Here is a 20,234-nt window from a genome sequence, read left to right as displayed (position 1 = left end):
TTCCCTTCTTTCTAAAAAGTAGAGTTTATCGTAAACAACGAATTGCTTCTAATAAACCTCTAGCCTTATTCAGAGTTTCTTCATATTCCTTTTCTGGGTCAGAATCAGCCACCAAACCTGCACCAGCTTGGACTGTAACCGTCTGATTATGTAATACCATAGTTCTGATGGCGATCGCACTATTCAATTGTCCTTCAAAATCGTAATATCCATAGACACCCGAATATACACCCCGGCGACTTGGTTCTAACTCATTAATAATTTCCATCGCCCTGATTTTAGGCGCACCGCTGACAGTCCCAGCAGGAAAGCACGCTTTTAATAAATCCCATGCAGTTTTACCCGGTGCTAACTTACCCACCACATTACTCACAATGTGCATAACATGAGAGTAGCGTTCAACGATCATTAATTCATCAACCTTCACACTACCACTGCTGCACACCCGCCCCAAATCATTGCGTCCTAAATCTACTAACATGACGTGTTCGGCGATTTCCTTGGGGTCTTGAAGTAAATCAGCGGCTAAAGCTGCATCTTCCTTTGAGGTTTTCCCTCTTGGTCGAGTTCCCGCAATGGGACGGACTGTGGCGATAATTTCCCCTTCATCATTGCATTCGGCTTTGACCATGACTTCGGGGCTAGAACCGATAATTTGCCAGTCTTGGAAGTTAAAATAAGCCATGTATGGCGAAGGATTGATTTGGCGCAAAGAACGGTACAGGGCGAAGGGATTACCTGTATATTCTGTGGATAAGCGTTGTGAAATGACGACTTGGAAGATGTCACCAGCTTTAATATGTGCTTTGGCTTTTTCCACACTGGCGCAAAATTCTGTCCGGGTAAAGTTGCTGGTATAGTCCTCTATGCCCGCTTTAGGCTTGTTTCCGGGGGCTGTCCAAGCTAATTTGGTGTTTTCTGGTGATAGGGGCAAAGATAGCTTCCTGACCATTTCCTGAATGCGATCGCTCGCCTTTTGATATGCTACCTCTAACCCGGCTGGATCACGTAAATCTGCGTAGGCGATCGCCCAAATTTTCCGTTTTACCTGGTCAAAAATCAATAATTGGTCTACCTGCATCCATAATCCATCGGGGATGTTGCGCTCATCTTGAGCATGAATTGGTACACGCGGCTCAATCCAATTAATTAACTCATAACCCCAAAACCCAAATAAACCACCAATTCCTGAAGGTAATTCTGGTAATTTTACTGGGTGATAAGGCGCTAAACATTCAGATAAAATTGTAAACGGATCACCTATAAAAACCTGTTGATCACCATTTCGATGGGTTTGGGTTGTTTTATCACCCCTAGCCTCCAATATCCACAAAGGATCACAGCCTAATAAACTATAACGCCCTACAGTTTCCCCACCTTCCACCGATTCCAGCAGAAAGCTGTAAGGTTGATCTGCACAAACTTTATACCAAGCAGATACAGGTGTATCCAGGTCGGCTATCCATTCCTGATACACTGGCACAAAATTACCTTGGACAGCAAGCTTTTGAAACTGGTCGAAATCGGGGAAAATCATAAATAATTAAAAATTGACAATTAAAAATTAAAAATTAACAACGAGCTTTTAGTCATGGGTAAGGGGGCAAAATTTTTCTTTTTTCCCTATTACCCATTACCCACTACATAACGATTAGTTGACAACGGCGTAAATCAACCAACAATTAAAAATCACACAAAAAGCTAGTTATTTCTGCTTTTTTAATTTTTAATTGTTAATTTTTAATTCCGCCCTGCGGTACTAAGCGTCGTGAGTAGCTTTACCGCTGAATTTGATTTGTGCAGGGTTGGGGTTTTGACCGATTCTGCGGGGTACGTGACGCACCATAGAACGTCCAGCATTTACTTTTTCAGGGAAAACGCCATCAGCAGGGTGAATCATGGTAGTTTCGCCGCCGGGGAGAATGCGGTAAACTTTGTAGTCGGTGATTTTGAATTTGCGAAGTTGCGCGCCTAAAGCAATACCGTACTCTTTGCGAGCAATGTAAAGTAGGTTTTCGCCTTTTACCATTTTAGCAGCGCCACCTGTGGGCATTTCAAACACTTGCTCTTTGGGACTAGTCCAGGTGATAGCGTACTTTTCTTCTACATCAGCTTTTGTGAGTAGCCCGCCAGTGCTGCCACCAAAGATTGGGGTTTTTCCAGTCAAAGTTGCCATAAACTGTCTCTTGTAGGTTTTTACGGCATACTAACATTGGAACTCGACTTATGTTGCGATCGCGTTATAGACTGTAACAGTTTTTAGGGACTTCCAATTAAAAAAATCCCCAAAAGTTTCTTGTGGTGCGGGACGAATTGCCCGCTAATTACCAAGGACAGGCAGGATGCCCATCCCACAAAATTGGGTAATTTATTTTTTGGTGATCCCTTAGTGATTGGTTGGTTGTCAGTCGTCAATTATAAGGAAGAACGCCGAAAACCCTTGAAAATGTGGCTGACTCAGGAAGCCACATTTGGACTTTAGACAAGGGATGAAGGCTAGAGGCACGATAAATCCTGCCTTGACGTTAATTTGAAAATTTGAAATAATTTCAAATTTTAATCCATATTCGTGATACAACTATATTGTCACTAAAGACATAAAAAGCTACCGAGGGACTCTCGGAAAGTTACGCTTGTCAGATATGATTTCGCCCGCCAAGGCCAACGAAATCAGGGCAAGAACCCAAATATTTAAGGCAGTGCCTGAAACTGGGATAACTGAGGGATATAGACTGAAACTCTCTATAGAATCTCCGCGTCTTTAGACCGGAGAGTGTCAATTTCCTGACTACCATACACAATGGGAATAGTAAAATGGAACTGACTGCCTTGGTCTTTACCTGTGGACTCTGCCCAAATTTTTCCATGCCAGCCATTGACAATTTGCCGACAAATGGCTAAACCTAAGCCAGTTCCCCCGGTAGTTCGGCGCAATGCCCCTTCTTCTTGATAAAAGCGGTCAAAAACGATTTCTAGGCGGTTGGGTTCAATTCCTCGCCCTGTGTCAGCTACGGTGACTTCTAGCATCTCCTGACTATTGCTAATGGCTTTAATAATAATTTGCCCAGAAGAGGGAGTAAATTTACAAGCATTATCTACAAGTTTGGCGATTACCTCCACTAACCAATCACCATCAGCCCTGACTAAAGGTAAGTTAGCGGAAATTTGAGTTGTGATTTTGGGTATTTTTTCTTGGCTAGAGCGTGTCCGTAAGCGACTGAGGGCTAAATCTATACATTCTTGAATGGTTAATGATTCAGGATGCCATTCTACCCGACCGCTTTCTAAGTTAGAAAGGGTTAAAAAGTCTTGTACCAGTTTCCGCATTCTTTCGGAATCGGTAAGGGCTGTACTCAACATTATTTGTTGCAATTCCCAAGGCATATCCGGTTCAGTAGCCAAGCTTTCTAAACAAACTTGAATGGTGGATAATGGAGTGCGGAGTTCGTGTCCTGTAATGGCAATTAAATTACTCCGAGTGCGGTCTAAAGCTTCTAGTTGTTGGTTGAGTTCTTCTAAATTGGCAAAAGATTCGGCTTGAATCAGGGCTGTACCAATTTGGGTGGCGATCGCTTTCACTAAGTCTAACTCCCCTGGTTGCCATTCATGGGGAGGAAAATGGCAATCATGTAACTCCACAATTCCCAATAGTCGCCCTTGATATAATACGGGTTCGATCAACCAAGAACGCACGCCAAACTGCCTGACAATGGACGATAAGGCTGGTGATTTCTTGACTTGAAAGTCCCCCAGGGTATCAGCCACACATACCCCCTCAAGCTGTTGTAGCACCTGCTGAAATAGGGGATTATGTTCTAACTCCCAACTTTGACCCAGTACCGATGTGATATTAGAGTTCAAAAATTCATGTTCAATTATAGCTTTGGCATCTGTAGCTTGGGCGCGATAAATTAGACAACGACAGGCTCCTAAATGTTGTCCTAATTCTTGCGCTGCCACTTGAAGAATTTCCCGTGGATCAAGCGATCGCCTAATTGCTGTACTAATCGAATTTACCAGCCGTTCTTTCTGAGCTTGAGCCGCAATCGAACGGTAAGCTTTATGCAGCTTATACTGACTAGCTTGCAGATATGTCACCAACCTCTGCACAAACGGGTCAGTATCAAGATCACAAGCATACTCATGATCAGAATTGATCACTGACCTACCTGTTAATTTCCCAATTCCCAACCGACTGGACACTTCATCCACTTTTTCCGCTAAATCTGGACGATACGCCTGAATTCTATCTAATAACAATTGGGCAGCTTTTAAACACACTCCTTTTTCCGATGTCCAAATCCCCTCAAATCTTTGCGCTGTATCCATATCCAAGTTAGGGAGCATCTCTGAGGTATGTTGATTTTTAGCCAGAGAACCCAAGCTTTCTCTACAGATTAAGCAAGTAGCATAATTATCAGCAACTACTAGCAAATGCCATTCTTGAGCTAAAGCATCATCATGCTCAAAAGCGATCTTCTCATAATATTCTGAGCTATTAGCAAACTCCGTTTCCGGTGCAGATAATACATATATTTGATTACTTTTTTCTGCCAGTTTTTGATAACGATGGGCTTCTTGACGGTAAAATCGCTCTTTCTGAAAACTAGCAATAATCAGAGGACGATCCAAATTAGCGGCTAAAACCTGATCCTCCATAGCATGGGAGAGCGCAGTTAGTGAAGCCTTAAAATATAACTGAGGTCGTAGATGGGGGAGTGAGTCTAGTAAATCACTCAGTATAGAAGTAGAAATACTCATTAGTCATTAGTCGTTAGTCAGTGGTCACTGGTCATTAAACACATACAGCAATAGGCAATAGGCAATAGGCAATAGGCAAGAGAAAAGAAGTTTTCAGAGATTTGAGTGAGATAGAATTAATTACACAATGTCATTGCGTAAGCCAGTCCCTTTGGGGCTGGGTTACTGACGATTCCAATATAGCTTTGTTGGCAACTAACGCCAAAACACTATAACAGGGGCTAATGTATGATTCTAACAAACTCGCCCAAAAAATTGGTATTCTTAGAAATTAATATACTTAGTTTAGACTAGCCTAAAAAGATTGTTTATATTTGTTTTTGTCAATATAGTAATTCAGCTATTGGTAATTTTACTGAAAACATTAAATACAGGAATCCGGCTGGTAGTGATTTTACTGGAAAATATTAAATTTTAATTAAAAACAAAAAAATGGTATCAAAATAAGATAATTAAATACATAGCATATAATTCTCGCACAAAAATTCCTGTACAATTCCTGTAAATATTTATCATTCAGATAAAAATTTTATTAATCCCAGGATTAGTCACTGGTTTGATTTAAAAAAATTAATCAATCCAGATATTACCAACAATTAATTCACCAGGTCAATAAAATGATAGATGCTCCTATTCCCCGACTCAATGATTGTAGTTCAACAATCCTACTTAACTATTTTGAAAATTCCTGGGAAATGGAAGAAACCTTAATGAAAAGTGTAATTAAGGAAGAAACCTTCTATCTAAATCCCGATCCTTTAAGAAATAAATTAATTTTTTACCTTGAACATTCGGCTGTTTTTTATATCAATAAATTAATTCAGGTGGGATTAATCAAACATCGGATTAACCCCCAATATGAAACCCTATTTGAAATTGGCGTTGATCCAGAAACACCGGCAGAATTAGAAATAGCCATTCAAGGAGTTAATTGGCCTAAACTTCAAAAAGTTTGGGAATATCGAGACAAAGCTAGAGCAGAAATTACCGCAATTATTCATCAAACTCCTTTAAATTTACCCATTCATCAACAGCATCCTATCTGGGCTTTATTAATGGGAATAGAACATAGTCGCATTCACCTAGAAACCTCATCTATGCTACTGCGTCAATTACCTATTGAGAACTTAAACCGTCCCCAAGAATGGAATTATGCACCTACTAATCGAGAAATTCCCCATAATCAAATGCGAGAAATTCCTGGTGGTATAGTCAAATTAGGAAAACGCCAAGATGATTTAACTTTTGCTTGGGATAGTGAATATGGTGATTTAGAAGGAGAAGTCCCACCATTTTTAGCAAGTCAATATCTGATTACCAATGGAGAATTTTTAGAATTTGTCCAAGCCGGTGGTTATAATAATGTAAATTATTGGCATACTGAATCTTGGACATGGAAACAACTCTACAATATCCAATATCCCAAATTCTGGATACACCAAGAAAATAACTATCGCTATCGTGCTACATTTGATGAACTAGATTTACCTTTAGATTGGCCTGTAGAAGTTAACCATTATGAAGCCATGGCATTTTGTCGGTGGAAAGGTAAAAATACTCGGTTAATGACAGAAGCAGAATGGCATCAAGCCTTAAAAATATCTGAAGATTCCAGTTTAGCAAATAACTATAATCTTAACTTACAATTTATTTCTCCAACTCCTGTAGGAATGTTTTCAGAAAATCATCAATCTGGACTTTATGACTTACGGGGTAATGTCTGGGAATGGTTAGGGGAAACATTCAAACCCTTACCAGGATTTAAAACTCACCATCTTTATGAAGATCAATCTGCACCCTTTTTTGATGATAAACATTTTATGATGTTGGGTGGTTCTTGGGCAACGAATGGTACAATGGCTTTACCTTGTTATCGTAACTGGTTTCGTCCTTATTTTTATCAGCACGTCGGTTTTAGAGTTGCTGAAAATTTGGATTAATAAAATCGAGATCCCCGACTTCTTTTTTTATTTTGTGAATAAATTATCAATTGATATCAGAAGTCGGGGATCTTATAATCACTCTAGAGGATTTAGAAAATGATTGCACAGCCTTTAACAGTTTTAGATCATCATTATCAAGAGTTAAGTATTGATGGCAAGGATGTTATTAAGGGGTTAACTGAAAAACTGAAAAGTTTACCTCCCAAATATTTTTATGATGATCCTGGTTCTCAATTATTTGAAAAAATTTGTGAGTTACCAGAATATTATCCGACTCGCACAGAAGCCTGGATTTTACAAGAATATGCTGATGAAATTGCCGCAATTACAAATTGTTGTGACTTGATAGAATTAGGTAGTGGTAGTTCTACGAAAACTCAAGCTTTATTAACGGCTTATCAAAAAATTGCTAATTCTTGTAGATATCTTCCTATTGATGTTAGTGGGGGTATTCTGAAAACTAGTGTTTTACAGTTACAAGAAAAGTATCCTGATATTGCTATTCATGGGTTATTAGGAACTTATGAACAAGCTTTGGTTCATCTAGAATCGAATTATTTACAATCACGGATGTTGTTTTTTCTGGGAAGTTCGTTAGGGAATTTTAATCAGGAAGAATGTGATATTTTCTTAAATCAAGTTTCTCGAACCTTACAACCAGGAGATTACTTTCTGCTAGGGATTGATTTACAAAAGCCCCTGGATATTTTAGAAGCTGCTTATAATGATAGTCAGGAAGTGACTGCTGCTTTTAATTTAAATATGCTTTCTCATTTAAATTGGCGGTTTCAAGGTAACTTTGATATCAGTTTGTTTAAACATCAAGCGGTTTATAATCAAGTTGATCATCAAATTGAAATGTATTTACATTGCCAAAAAAGCCATTGGGTATCTTTAGAACTTTTGGATTTAAAGGTTAACTTTGAAGCAGGAGAAAGTATCCTTACAGAAATTTCTCGTAAGTTTAATTTAGCAACAATGGAAAAAAACTTGTCAGATAAAGGATTGAAAACTGTGAAAACTTGGACAGATGAAAAAGAGTGGTTTGGGTTGATTCTTTGTCAAGTTGTATAAGTTTTATGTCAGCATTCAGGATTTAAAAATCAGGATGAAAAATACTTATACTTGTAAAATGCTGAATGCTGATAATTGTAATTATTCAACTAGATAAAATCAATTAAATGTTTATTTAAGGAACTTAGAGGTAATAAAAATGCAAAAATTATTGAATTTCTGTTTTGAGATGGAATTTTATCTCAAAATTGCCATTAGTTGTACAATTGCTCAACAGTTATTTTTTTTGCTGTTAAATAAGCTCAAACTAAATTTTATTACCCAAGCATTATTATACTGGTTGGTTGGAACTATCTCATTTTATGCTATTGGTATTTTTATTGAAAAATTAATCAAAAGTAACGATTTTTTTCATGATAAACTAACTGTAAGAGTCAAAAAAGTGAAAAAACAATTATTTCCTAATTTCACTTTAAAAGGTATCATTACAGGAGAAATAAAAGCTCTAATTACCGCATTAATCATTATATATTTAGCTCCAGAAGTTCATAGAGGTAATAGTTTACTTTTAAATTTGGGATGGTTTTTGATGAGAATAGTTACTGCTGATTTCTGTTTTTATATAGCCCATAGATTATTTCATACAAAATCATTTCTCAAAATTCATCTTAAACATCATGAATTCCAAGATACATCAAGTTTTGTCGCTGGACATAAAAGCCTTATAGAATATATTATTGTTACAATAACGGATGTTTTACCTATTTTTATCTTTGGGTATGACATCACTCAACTTTGTGCATGGACTTTAATAGGTAACATTTATAATTTAGAAGGTCATAGTTCTTTATCAATATTTTTTATTCCTTCAGATTTTCATGATTTGCATCATACTGGTTTTAATGGTAATTATGGTATTCATGGTTTTTGGGATAGGGTATTTAATACACTTAATCCTATTAATAAAAAAACGGGAATTATGTTTCCTGTGAGTTCAATTGAATCTAAAATTAATAGCATTTTTGGTGAATTAAATACTAGAAAGTCGGTAAATATGTGATATAATGACGTAATTATAATCATCAAAATCATCCATTAAATAATCATGAGACCAAATCCTATCCCCCCACAACCAGGTCAAGAATCAGTTTGGGACTATCCCCGTCCGGCAATTTTAGAAGATACTAACAAACATCTCAAGATAATTGTTAATGGGATTGTTTTGGCTCAAACACATCAAGCTAAAAGAGTCTTAGAAACAAGTCATCCTCCGGGTTATTATATTCCGGCTGAAGATATTCAGTTAGAACATTTAATAGAGACACCTAGAAAAACTTGGTGTGAATGGAAAGGTTGGTGTCAATATTATGATATTTCCGTAGGAGATAAATACATAAATAATGGTGCTTGGCGATATATTCAACCTAGTCCTAATTTTGAATCAATTCAAGAATATTACAGTTTTTATGCCAGTTTAATGGATGCTTGCTATGTGAATGATGAATTAGTTAAAGCCCAAACAGGTGATTTTTACGGAGGGTGGATTACTTCTGATATTGTTGGACCATTTAAAGGTGAACCAGGAACTATGTGGTGGTAAATAAGGAAAATTTCAGTTGTCAAAATTGATAGTTTGACAACTCATGGACATCATGGAGAAATTAAGTAGGTTGGCGTTGAAAATTGTCGTTATGGCAAGGCAAAAGGCAAGAGGCAAGAGTGAAGAGGGTTTAGGCGATTTTACATTTCTTTACACAGTTTGGTTTTATTGTGTTCACCTACTTATCTACGGTTAATTCTTTCTTCGGTATAAGTAATTGGACAAAAATATTTACAGTCATTGCGAGGGAAGGGAAGCAATCACAACCCTTGGAATTGCTTCATTTCACTTCGTTCCATATGGCTAACGCCACGCTTACGCAATGAACAAATCACAGCTTAACTTGATATTACAAGAAGTTAAACAAGCTTTGCAAAAACTTTATCAAAACCAACTGGAAGCAATTATTTTATATGGTTCTCAAGCGAGGGAAGACGCTCAAGAATTTTCTGATATTGATATTCTGGTTGTTCTGAAATCAGAGATTAACCCCTATCATGAAATTGATAGAACAAGTCAAATAATCTCAAATATTTGTCTAAATAACGATGTTGTTATTTCTCGTCACTTCATCTCTTCAGCAAAGTTTGAAAATGAAAATACTCCCTTTAATTATAATGTCAAAAAAGAAGGTATTTTTCTATGACATCGGAGGAGCAAAAATTTATAAGAAAAGCTAAAGAAAATTTTATATTTTTGAGAATCAAATATCTGAAAATCATAATTTTTGAGATTTTAACCACTCACTGACAACTTTTTCCACGGGTTGAGATTGGTTATCTACTTGATAATTCATCTTTTGGATTGCAGTTGTCGAAACTTTACCTCCTAATTGATTAATGGTATTTGTTAACTCTGGATATTTTTGGAGAATTTCTTGATTAAAAATAGGTATAGCTTGATAAGGTGGAAAGTATTTTTTATCATCTTCTAAAATCACTAAGTTTAAAACTGGAATTAAACCATCTGTAGAATTTGCAGCAATAAAATCTACTTGTTTTTCTTTTAATGCTTGATACATTAATCCTAATTCCATTTGTTTAATATTGGCAAATTTTAAGTTGTAGGTTTTAGATAATCCTGGATAACCATCTTCACGTTCTAAAAATTCATATCCAAATCCTGCTTTCATTTGTGGACTATATTTACCAATTTCCGAAAGGCTTTTAATTTGCCATTTTTTGGCATCTTCTTCTCTGATAATCATGGCAAAGGTATTCTCAAATCCTAAAGGCTTCATCACTGCTAATTTCAATTTTTGATCATAGTATTCCTTGACTTTTTTATAAACAGTCTCAGGATTACTAATTGGTTTTTCTTTTAAAATAGTCGTAAATGAAGTTCCTGTATATTCCACGTACCCGGCAATTTTTCCGGCTTTTACTGCTTCATGAGCAATAAATGTTCCTCCTAAATTAAAACGACGATCTACTTTTAATCTCGTATGATTTTCTATGTGTTGTGCTAATATTTCTCCTAAAATTACTTGTTCTGTGAAATTCTTTGAACCGATGATAATTGTTGCGGGTTTTTGTTGATAGTTAAAGGCAATTAATCCAGCTATGATTAAAGAAACAATTCCTAAAACAATGGCAATTTTACAATTAAATTTACCCTTTTTTTCTATTTGGTTGGTGAGTCTTTTTTCTAATAATCCTAAACCGAAATCTGCACTCAAAGCAATCAAAGCTGCGGGGACTGCTCCGGCTAAAATTAATTCATTATTAACTGTGGAAATACCGCGAAAAATAAATACTCCTAAACCACCACCACCAATAGCAGCAGCAATTGTGGCAATTCCTACGGATATAACTGTGGCTACTCTTACCCCTGCTAAAATGACTGGTAAAGCCAGGGGAATTTCTACTTGCAATAGTAATTGTTGATCTGTCATTCCCATGCCTATACCCGCTTCTTTAATGGCGGAATTGATGCTATTAATGCCAATATAGGTATTGCGAATTATGGGAAGTAAGGCATAAAGAGTTAAGGCAACTATGGCGGGGATTTTGCCAATTCCTCCCAGAAAAGGTACGGAAATTAAAAAGCCGAAGATGGCTAAACTAGGGATGGTTTGAATGGCATTTGCTAAACCAAGAATGGGGGAAGCTAATTTTGATTGACGAGTGATCAGAATGCCTACAGGAAGACCAATGGAAATTGCTATTACTAGGGAGATAATGACTAATATTAAATGTTCTCCACTGTGGATAATTATTTCTGTGCCGTATTGAAATAAAAACATAATTTTTGGATTTCTTTATCTACTTTTAATGGATCTACTGTTTCCTTTATTTAAAACAAAATTTATTGTAGGTTGGGTTAAGGAAGGTTCACGTAGTGTGCCGGAAGCATAACCCAATACTCCTTGCTATCTTGCCGATAATGTTGGGTTTCACTTCGTTCAACCCAACCTACAAAAATTAAATTAATATTCATTCTAATTAAGTTGTTCCCAATTATTACTAGTATTTAAACAAGCTAAAAATGCTTTTGCTTCTGGATGTTGAGATTGGAGAAATTCTCTTCTAGTTCCTAATACAACTAAATTCCCTTCATCCATTAAACCAATTCTTGTAGCTAAAAAGAAGGCCTCTTGAATATCATGGGTGACAAATATCACGGTTTTTCCTAATTGTTGTTGTAAATATTGAAATTGTTGTTGTAATTCTAAACGGGTAATTGGGTCAAGTGCGCCAAAAGGTTCATCCATTAATAGGATAGGTGGATCTGCGGCTAAAGCTCTAGCAACTCCCACTCGCTGACGTTGACCTCCTGATAATTGATGGGGATAACGTTGAGCAAATTTTTCTGGTTCTAATCCCACTAAGTTTAACATTTCATAAACTCTATTTTGAATTTTCTGTGGTGACCATTTTTCTAAAGATGGCACAAGTCCGACATTTTCAGCGATGGTAAAATGGGGAAATAAACCTGTTTCTTGGATGACGTAACCTATCCGTCTTCTCAGTTTAATGGCATCCCAGTTAGTTGTGGGACGATTTTGGACTAAAACTTGTCCTTGGGTGGGGACAAGTAAATGATTAATTAATTTTAAAGTTGTAGTTTTCCCGCTACCACTACGTCCTAATAAAATTAAGGCTTCCCCTTGATGAATGCTCAAATTTAAGTTAGATAACAAAGGACGGTGATTAATGGCAAAACTGGTATTTTGAAACTCAACGGCAATTTCTGATGTTGTTGACATAATGGTTTCGTTAAACAAAATTAAGGTGGTCAGATCCCCGACTTCTTAGAGGGTGTTTGAAAAGTCCCTCATGGTGTATCAAATATTTTTAGATCCCCCTAAATCCCCCTTAAAAAGGGGGACTTTGACTCTAGTTCCCCCCTTGTTAAGGGGGGTGAGGGGGGATCTGTAAGTGCCTAAAATCACAACCTAAAACTTTTCAAACAACCTCTTAGAGAAGTCGGGGATCTTATTGGTTCCGTATGAAAAGAAACAAAGGTGGTGGGTATTTTTTATTCACTTATTTCTACTTTTATGAGATTTTATGCCTGAGTAAGTATTCTCTACCCCTAGCACCTCTCAATGTTGAGGAAGGAATAAACTATTGGAAAACAGCCAGTTTTCAGGCTTGACTTCTAATTAATAAGGTATACATTTATAGAAATTCATTGTCTTTGATTTAATTACTTTTCTCTTTTAACAGTATTGATTTGAGCAAATTTACACCTGTATAGGTAACTCTGGCTAATGACACCGGATACATTGATGACTCCAGAAACAATTGTCCTCGACAACAGAACTTTTACTCCCGCAGACCAAAAAGAGATTTCCGAATGGCCTTGTGTTGTCAGTCAAAGACCACAGCCAACCATTACAGTTAAAGATGATGATTTATTCCTGGTGACAGATACGATGGGGAATATTTCCGATTGTTACCTTTATGGTAGCACTCCTAGTATGGGGATGTTTTGCCGTGATACAAGGTTTTTGAGTCGTTTGGAGTTACAGATTGAGGGGCGATCGCCTATACTACTGAGTAGTAACGCTGACAAGGGATTTGCCCTCTCGGTTTTATGCACCAATCCTGATTTAGACAATCTTTTTAAGGCTGATACTGTGGGTATTCGTCGAGAACTGGTTCTGAATGGGGCATTATTTGAAGAAATAGAAGTTGCTAATTACAACACTACCAGCATTGTTTTTGAATTGAGTCTGAGTTTTGAAGCTGATTTTGTGGATTTATTTGAAGTTAGAGGTCATCACCGCCAAAAACGGGGAAGACTTTTACACTTAAACAACCCAACATCTGATCATGTTGCACCTGTGTCTTCTCAATCATACAAAGAAGAATCCCTTACCCTAGCATATCAGGGCTTAGATGGTTCGATCATGGAGTCTCTAATTCAATTTCAGCATTTGCAACCAAGTCGGTTTCACGGTTATACGGCGGTTTGGCGGATAGAATTGGCGGCTCATGAAACTAAAAAGTTAGGTTATCGGCTGAAGATGTTCACTGACAGCCAACCTAGTTCTACTATCAGTTCTGCCTCTACTTTGGCACAGGCAAAAGCCGCTGAATTAATGGAGGAGCAAAATTGGTTGCAGCAAATTACCCGAATTAGCTCCGATAAAAGTCTTTTTAATCGCGTCCTTTTGCGGGCTGAACAAGATATATATTTGTTGCTTCAGTCCTTTGGCAAACATAAAACTGTTTCTGCTGGTGTCCCTTGGTTTTCTACTCTATTTGGTCGAGATTCCATCATTACTGCGTCCCAAACCTTGATGTTGAATCCCAAAATTGCCAAAGAAACCTTGCTACTATTGGCAGAATATCAAGGTCAAACGGATAATATTTGGCGGGAAGAAGAACCGGGTAAGATATTACACGAACTGCGGTTGGGAGAAATGGCGAGATGTCAAGAAATTCCCCATACACCCTACTACGGGACTGTGGATGCTACGCCGCTGTGGTTAATGTTGTATGCTGAATATTACAGTTGGACTCATGATCAAGAAACCCTAGAAGCACTGTGGCCAAATGCTTTAGCGGCTATGGGTTGGATTGATCGTCAAATCCAAGAAACTGGTTATCTCAGCTATGCTCGCAAATCTAAAGGTGGTTTAATTAACCAAGGTTGGAAAGATTCGGGTGATTGTATTGTCAACCGCAAAGGGGAATTAGCCATTGGTCCAATTTCTCTGTGCGAGGTGCAAGCTTATGTCTATTCAGCGAAAAACCGCCTTGCAGAAATTGCCAAAATCCAACAACGTCCAGATTTAGAAGAACTTTGGCAAAAAGAAGCTAGACAACTCAGGGCTAAGTTTAACCAGGATTTTTGGTTAGAAGATGAAGATTTTTGTGCTTTGGCTTTAGATGGAGAAGGTAAACCAGTAGATAGTATTAGTTCTAATCCTGGTCATTGTTTAAATTTGGGGATATTTACGTCTGCAAAAGCCTATAGTGTGGCGGAAAGACTGCGGGCGGCGGATATGTTTAATGGTTGGGGAATTAGAACTTTAAGTAGTTTGTCCCCTGCTTATAATCCAATGGGTTATCATACTGGTTCAGTTTGGCCTCATGATAATTCTATGATTGCAATGGGATTGCGATCGCTCGGTTTAATTGATCAATCGCTGGAACTATTTCAAGGGTTATTCAACATGACCTCCCAGCAACCCTATCAACGCCCCCCAGAACTATTTTGCGGCTATGAAATGAACGGTGATAATTCTCCCGTCCAGTATCCCGTTGCTTGTACTCCCCAAGCCTGGGCTACAGGTAGCATTTTTCAACTATTGCAAATGATGGTGAATTTAGTCCCAGACGCACAGAATAATTGTTTGCGAATCATTGACCCCGCCTTACCAGAATCAATTAATAATTTATCTTTTCATAACTTGCGTATTGGTGGCACAATTTTAGATTTAGAATTTGAACGAGTTGGTAACACTACCGCTTGTCGAGTTGCGAAAAAACGCGGTAACTTACGCGTCGTCATTGAAGCTTAAATTAGAGGATGTTCATCTGATTCCCAGTCTCTGACTGGGAATGAATTCCAGAAGGCTCTGCCTTCAATGATATTAGAGGCAGAGCCTCATCAACCGCATTCCTAGTCTCTGACTAGGAACGAGGTGTGGTAGGGATTTGAGCTTACAATAAGATCCCCGACTTCTCTGAGAAGTCGGGGATCTGACTCTGACACCAATCAAATAGGATGGCTATATTCTGTAGGGGTTTATCAAAAATGCCCACAGATAGCAAAAGTTAATTAAACTTTCATCTGTACTTGATGTTAGCTTTATTTTTCCTATGTTAGACTTGCCTAAGTTCTAGAAACTCAGCACCCAGTATTTTTTGGGGTAATCACATAGAGCAGGTTTTCAGGGATTTTGATGAATTTTGTCCATCTAGGATAACTCAATCTTCAAGCAAATCATCAGTAATCATTTGTCTGTCGCCATCAAGCACAACAATTACAAAAATAATCCGGGATGTCAATTTACTTGGCTCAATAAATTTGAATTGGGCTAACTTTATATAGCTTTATTGTAGTTTTGCTGATGAATATTTGTAGCATCCTAAGAGGTTGTTTGAAAAGTATTAGATGAAACCGACAATCTCCGAAACCTAACCCCCCTTCCCCCATTCCCTTGTAGGGAAGGGGGGTTTCAAAGCCTCTCCCCGCGTCGGGGAGAGGTTTGGAGAGGGGTTTATTGATACATTAAAAACTTTTCAAACATCCTCTAACTGAGTACGTCTTTTATCCAACATATCAAAAACATCTTTTCCCAACTATTGAGGTTGATTAATTCATGGTTAATAGTATTAGACAAACCGTTCGGGGGATAGTTTTTACAAATCGCCACTTAGCAAGACTTTACTATTTTTTAAGTTTTTCTCGCCCAGTTTTACCACAATGGGTTGGCGCTGATTACTACCGCGAAAAATCATCTTGGGGATTACAACCAGAACGTTGTCCATGTGATCTTGAATTAGTTGAATATTTACAAAATCATAATATCCAAGATCAAACTATCTTTCATTTTGGAACAGGTTCTCATCATATTCTAGGATTGGCAAATCAGAAATTTTCTCAACCCAATGAAATTATTGGGATTACCGCTTCTGCACCCGAACATCAAGAATATATCCGATTATCTCTTAAAGATCGTCTATTGTTCAAGTATTACAAAGTTCTCTGTACAGATATATACACTTTGACAGACCGTTCTTTACCGATGCTCGATGTAATTTCTCTGTTTCATCTCGGCGAATTTTATATGCCTGAAGAAGCACCTTTTTTGCATCATAATGAAGAATCTCTTCTAGGGATGTTTCTGAGTAAACTCAATCCCAATGGCAAAATTCTCTTCTATACAAAATCAATTGGTTGGGGTCATGCTCAACCAATAATTGAATCATTTGTAAAACAGGGAAAAATGCACAAAATTGAAGAATACAAGAACTTATTGGTGTATGCCAAATGTAGTCTAAACTGATCCAGATAGCAATAAGCAGTGAACACTGTTCACTGTTTACTGTTCCCTGTTCCCTGTTCCCTGTTCCCTGTTCCCTGTTCCCTGTTCCCTGTTCCCTGTTCCCTGTTCACTGTTCCCTGTTCCCTGTTCCCTGTTCCCTGTTCACTGTTCACTGTTTTACATGAAAGGTGCTGGAAAAGCCTTGAGTTTAAACATCTTCAACAAACTCCGTTAAGAACCTAAACGCCTTCAAAATATAATTGGCACAATCTTGGGGAGAGCTATTATAAAATGATGGCCATGCACTGGCTTTATCTTCATCATAGCGATCGCTCCTATGGGGATGATTTTCCAACCACGCTAACCGGACTGCGTGACCGATTAACACATCTAAAACTATATATTCCTCAATTTGCAACTTAGGGTTATTAGCCACGATTGCAGCCAATTCCATCAAGGCTTCTACATTAACTTGGCGATATTCTGGAGCTTCAATTTTATTCAGCAAATGTTCAACTAATAAAGCAAAATTTCTTTCTCCTGCTGTCATTTCCGAAAGCATAATTTCACTTTCTAACCGATTCCGTCGTTCCAATTTATCGCCAATAACTAAACCTTTGCAATGCTGCATTAATAGCCAAACTTGTTTAAAAAAGTCTTTAGGTACGCGATTTAATGCCCCTTCTGCTTGACGAAATCTCCGCCAACCATCAGGAGGAACTTCTGCTTCTTCACTAATTACAGGTAGGACAACCCAAGCAATGTCACTTTCTTTTTGTTTAACGTGCAATGATTCCTGTTGACGTAATAAACTACTCACCCCACTATATCCAGTTAACACTTGACGCAACCGCATTTTTACTTCAAAAGGTGATAGCTGCATTAATCTTTCATAAGCTTCATCTTGGGTGAGGATGAATTCTCTGGCTATGTCGCTAGTAATCAAAAGAATCAAATAACCGACTCTTAATGTGAGAAATCCACGAAATAATTCTGGTTCTGACTTGATTAACACACCAAGATAAATGAGAATTTCTTGTGTTAAAACTCTATCTCGTATATCCTCACGACAGAAGTTATTAATTTTCTCAGTAATCTCACTTCCAGATATAGGAACAACTATCAAAGAAGCCTGACTATAAGCCCTCCCAACTGCAATTTGCTTACCTTGAACCAAAATACTCGTTATCGCGTCTGATAAGCCAATATCGAGCATTTGGCGTAAACCCGCAGCCCGTCGTACCACCGCCCACAAACCTAAATCCCCGGCTTTAATATAAACTTCATCAAGTAAATCGGCTACAGTGACAGCATGGGTAGGACCCGCATAGCCCGTATCAAATTCTAAACCCTGTAACCGAGTTAAAGTTTGCAGTAATTCAATTTGCTCATAAATATTTTCTGATGAGCGCAAATATTTTAATAATAAATCTAAGTTAGTTTCACATTCCATTTGGAATTCTTGGGTATGTCCCAAAGACCAACTTTTTTCTAAATGAGAAGTCAGGTAATAACAACGGATTCCCCGATTTGCAACTGATGATTGAGAGAATTGTGCATCTGACAAAAAATCAATTCTTTGAATTGCTGCTGTCAGCATTAATTGATTGAGTTTTCCTAATTTTACATGGACTCCGTTACAAATACCATCTTTGAGTTCTTGCATTAATTCTAATAATGCTTCAGAACCAGTTTCTAGCATAGTTCGAGTAATCATTAAAGTCAAAGTCGGACGACCTAAATCACTCCAGTATTTTTGAATATAAGCCAATTCACCTCTAATTTGATCTACTAAAAAATGATAATCAAGAGTTAAATAAAACTGTTGAGAATCTAGGAATGATGGTAAAAAGACAACTGTTTGCTCTCGAATCCGAAAGAACCTTGATATCGTTAAACTTCTCAGTCTTCGCAAAGGACGACCCGTTAAACCCAATTGATCATTTCTGCCAATTTGCGTATAAATTTGGGAAAGTTCTTCAGATTTTCTGATTTGAATTGGTGCAACTTGGGTAGGAGTTTGAGTTTCAATTCCATATACTTCTAATTGCGTTTGTAGAGCTTCATCTTCTGCTATTAAAGCAATTTGAACTAAAGCACTGCGCTGTTTTCCGACATTTAAATGTCTTCCCAAAGGATCAATATCTCCCAATGAGATTAAGCCTTCGCTTAACATTTCACCCAAATAATATAAGCTTTGCGCCCAAACTAAAGGAATATTTTCATTTGGTAATCTTAACTGAGACTGAGGATTTAATTTCTCAGCTTCTATACTTTCTTCAGGAACATAATAAATTTCTGGTAATAGCTGTAACCCATTTTGTTCTACCAACAATAATTGTAGAAGTTGCTGATATTTCTCAACTTGTGCTTGTTCACCCCGAAATAAACCATCAAGAACTAAATAAGTAAAAAACAATGGCCATTCACATTCAATATGTTCAAATTGTTTAAGTTCACCAGGTTCATAGTGGAGGCGTTCGGTGTCTTCTAAAACGGTTTGATGTCCATCTCGCAAAAACCTTTTACAACCATATTTTCCCTCAAGTTTACTAATAATTTCATTCAAGGTGCGTTCTCGTAACTGCTCATCTTTCACCGCAAAAGCAGGATAACTAATAATACTTAATAACGCCGCATCAATTTCTTTAGAACCTGATTCTCTAGGTAATAATGATTCTAAAGTAATTCTGGCTCTAGCAATTTCATCTGGTAAAACATGAATTACTGATGCTTGACTACCATGAACACCAAATAAGTTTAATCCATTTATAGATTCTAAAGCTGCTTTAGCCATTCCCAAGGAACTAGCGTTTAATTCTGCACTACCATGATTAATTTTATTCCCCCGTTCCCAAATACCAAAATCCGGTGTTCTGTAAGCTCGACCAATATAATAAACTAGGTTTTGGACAAAGTTCACTTCATCTAATGTAAAAATAATTGATAATCCACTGGCGGTCATTTGTGCCAACATTAATAAAAATATAGATGTCGCGTCAAGTTGCAAATGTCCCCATTCATCATCACCGACGACTATATCACCTGTAGCTGTATTGTATTTGGCATGAAGTCCATCTAATAAAGATTGTGTATGTTTAAATGTTTCGACTTTATGGGATTGTCGCATCATAGAAAACAACAACCCTCGCATTAATTTAACCACACTATGCTCTAGCTCATAGGTTCGCCCATCATCATGATCTAATTTGCGATAGGCTAAAGCTAAACCCCAAACGGCTAAAATACTATACACATTATCTCGCACCCACGCATCCGTATAATCGCCATGAGCAGTAATAGCGGTACTTGCTGGTAATAAACCAGTAATCGGGTTTTGACGCGCTAAAATAATTGTCTTGATTTGCTGGTAGTAAAAATCTAAGCGTGTTAATGGTGTGGTTGATGTGTTCATTATGGTGATGAGAAAATTTAACTTTGTTGCTGTGAGGTTGATAAATAAAAAAGT

Annotated in this window: 14 protein-coding genes; 8 read left to right on the top strand and 6 right to left on the bottom strand. The window is 37.5% G+C overall.

Going from position 1 to position 20,234, the window contains the following annotated elements:
• Window positions 1–25: 25 nt before the first annotated feature.
• Window positions 26–1,537: an anthranilate synthase component I gene (trpE, locus tag AN486_RS08980; protein WP_290600253.1), complete on the bottom strand. Its 1,512-nt coding sequence runs from the start codon at window positions 1,535–1,537 to the stop codon at window positions 26–28.
• Window positions 1,538–1,759: 222 nt separating this feature from the next.
• Entirely contained in the window at window positions 1,760–2,176 is a 417-nt protein-coding gene (locus AN486_RS08975; protein WP_015079642.1) for a photosystem I reaction center subunit II PsaD, read from the bottom strand.
• A 183-nt stretch (window positions 2,177–2,359) separates the two neighbouring features.
• Here AN486_RS08975 and AN486_RS08970 point away from each other — a divergent pair, with 183 nt between their 5' ends.
• Window positions 2,360–2,482 carry a hypothetical protein gene (locus AN486_RS08970; RefSeq protein ID WP_290600249.1) on the top strand — a complete coding sequence of 41 codons (123 nt, stop codon included), beginning with the start codon at window positions 2,360–2,362 and terminating at the stop codon, window positions 2,480–2,482.
• Between the two features lie 260 nt (window positions 2,483–2,742).
• Here AN486_RS08970 and AN486_RS08965 read toward each other — a convergent pair whose 3' ends face one another.
• A complete protein-coding gene (locus tag AN486_RS08965; protein ID WP_053539040.1) occupies window positions 2,743–4,761 on the bottom strand; it encodes a DICT sensory domain-containing protein in 2,019 nt (672 codons plus the stop codon).
• Window positions 4,762–5,378: 617 nt separating this feature from the next.
• Between AN486_RS08965 and ovoA the strand changes: the two genes are divergently transcribed.
• The 5 genes from ovoA to AN486_RS08940 all read left to right on the top strand — a co-directional run bounded on the left by ovoA (window position 5,379) and on the right by AN486_RS08940 (window position 9,964).
• Complete coding sequence (ovoA, locus tag AN486_RS08960; RefSeq protein WP_290600246.1) at window positions 5,379–6,701, top strand: 5-histidylcysteine sulfoxide synthase; 1,323 nt, start codon at window positions 5,379–5,381, stop codon at window positions 6,699–6,701.
• A 99-nt stretch (window positions 6,702–6,800) separates the two neighbouring features.
• Window positions 6,801–7,778 carry an L-histidine N(alpha)-methyltransferase gene (gene egtD / locus AN486_RS08955; RefSeq protein ID WP_290600244.1) on the top strand — a complete coding sequence of 326 codons (978 nt, stop codon included), beginning with the start codon at window positions 6,801–6,803 and terminating at the stop codon, window positions 7,776–7,778.
• Between the two features lie 139 nt (window positions 7,779–7,917).
• Complete coding sequence (locus tag AN486_RS08950; RefSeq protein WP_148765837.1) at window positions 7,918–8,778, top strand: sterol desaturase family protein; 861 nt, start codon at window positions 7,918–7,920, stop codon at window positions 8,776–8,778.
• 45 nt (window positions 8,779–8,823) lie between these two features.
• Window positions 8,824–9,318, top strand: a complete 495-nt coding sequence (locus AN486_RS08945) for a DUF427 domain-containing protein (protein ID WP_148765839.1) — start codon at window positions 8,824–8,826, stop codon at window positions 9,316–9,318.
• A 322-nt stretch (window positions 9,319–9,640) separates the two neighbouring features.
• A complete protein-coding gene (locus AN486_RS08940; RefSeq protein WP_039204366.1) occupies window positions 9,641–9,964 on the top strand; it encodes a nucleotidyltransferase domain-containing protein in 324 nt (107 codons plus the stop codon).
• A gap of 72 nt (window positions 9,965–10,036) precedes the next feature.
• On the opposite strand, the gene AN486_RS08935 is transcribed toward AN486_RS08940, so the two are convergent.
• Window positions 10,037–11,563 (bottom strand): glycine betaine ABC transporter substrate-binding protein, encoded by a 1,527-nt coding sequence (locus AN486_RS08935; RefSeq protein ID WP_290600237.1) that lies wholly within the window; start codon window positions 11,561–11,563, stop codon window positions 10,037–10,039.
• Between the two features lie 195 nt (window positions 11,564–11,758).
• Window positions 11,759–12,526 (bottom strand): ATP-binding cassette domain-containing protein, encoded by a 768-nt coding sequence (locus AN486_RS08930; protein WP_053539031.1) that lies wholly within the window; start codon window positions 12,524–12,526, stop codon window positions 11,759–11,761.
• Window positions 12,527–13,033: 507 nt separating this feature from the next.
• On the opposite strand from AN486_RS08930, the gene AN486_RS08925 reads away from it, so the two are divergent.
• Together AN486_RS08925 and AN486_RS08920 are read left to right on the top strand one after the other, a co-directional pair.
• Window positions 13,034–15,295 (top strand): amylo-alpha-1,6-glucosidase, encoded by a 2,262-nt coding sequence (locus AN486_RS08925; RefSeq protein WP_290600234.1) that lies wholly within the window; start codon window positions 13,034–13,036, stop codon window positions 15,293–15,295.
• 804 nt (window positions 15,296–16,099) lie between these two features.
• A complete protein-coding gene (locus AN486_RS08920) occupies window positions 16,100–16,786 on the top strand; it encodes a hypothetical protein (RefSeq protein WP_027400825.1) in 687 nt (228 codons plus the stop codon).
• 187 nt (window positions 16,787–16,973) lie between these two features.
• Here the strand turns inward: AN486_RS08920 and AN486_RS08915 are convergent, their stop codons facing one another.
• Window positions 16,974–20,180, bottom strand: coding sequence for a glycoside hydrolase family 15 protein (locus AN486_RS08915; protein WP_053539029.1), 3,207 nt, complete (start codon window positions 20,178–20,180; stop codon window positions 16,974–16,976).
• Window positions 20,181–20,234 lie beyond the last annotated feature (54 nt).

Source organism: Anabaena sp. AL93 (genome assembly GCF_001672085.1).
Taxonomy (GTDB): Bacteria; Cyanobacteriota; Cyanobacteriia; order Cyanobacteriales; family Nostocaceae; genus Dolichospermum; species Dolichospermum heterosporum.
This window is presented reverse-complemented; position numbering and strand designations above follow the sequence as displayed.

Bases quoted from the DNA above. Each gene is read 5' to 3' on its own strand.
- AN486_RS08930 (WP_053539031.1), bottom strand. From the start codon at position 12,526: ATGTCAACAACATCAGAAATTGCCGTTGAGTTTCAAAATACCAGTTTT.
- AN486_RS08965 (WP_053539040.1), bottom strand. From the start codon at position 4,761: ATGAGTATTTCTACTTCTATACTGAGTGATTTACTAGACTCACTCCCC.
- AN486_RS08915 (WP_053539029.1), bottom strand. From the start codon at position 20,180: ATGAACACATCAACCACACCATTAACACGCTTAGATTTTTACTACCAG.
- AN486_RS08950 (WP_148765837.1), top strand. From the start codon at position 7,918: ATGCAAAAATTATTGAATTTCTGTTTTGAGATGGAATTTTATCTCAAA.
- AN486_RS08920 (WP_027400825.1), top strand. From the start codon at position 16,100: ATGGTTAATAGTATTAGACAAACCGTTCGGGGGATAGTTTTTACAAAT.
- AN486_RS08945 (WP_148765839.1), top strand. From the start codon at position 8,824: ATGAGACCAAATCCTATCCCCCCACAACCAGGTCAAGAATCAGTTTGG.
- AN486_RS08925 (WP_290600234.1), top strand. From the start codon at position 13,034: ATGACACCGGATACATTGATGACTCCAGAAACAATTGTCCTCGACAAC.
- AN486_RS08935 (WP_290600237.1), bottom strand. From the start codon at position 11,563: ATGTTTTTATTTCAATACGGCACAGAAATAATTATCCACAGTGGAGAA.
- ovoA (WP_290600246.1), top strand. From the start codon at position 5,379: ATGATAGATGCTCCTATTCCCCGACTCAATGATTGTAGTTCAACAATC.
- AN486_RS08975 (WP_015079642.1), bottom strand. From the start codon at position 2,176: ATGGCAACTTTGACTGGAAAAACCCCAATCTTTGGTGGCAGCACTGGC.
- egtD (WP_290600244.1), top strand. From the start codon at position 6,801: ATGATTGCACAGCCTTTAACAGTTTTAGATCATCATTATCAAGAGTTA.
- trpE (WP_290600253.1), bottom strand. From the start codon at position 1,537: ATGATTTTCCCCGATTTCGACCAGTTTCAAAAGCTTGCTGTCCAAGGT.
- AN486_RS08940 (WP_039204366.1), top strand. From the start codon at position 9,641: ATGAACAAATCACAGCTTAACTTGATATTACAAGAAGTTAAACAAGCT.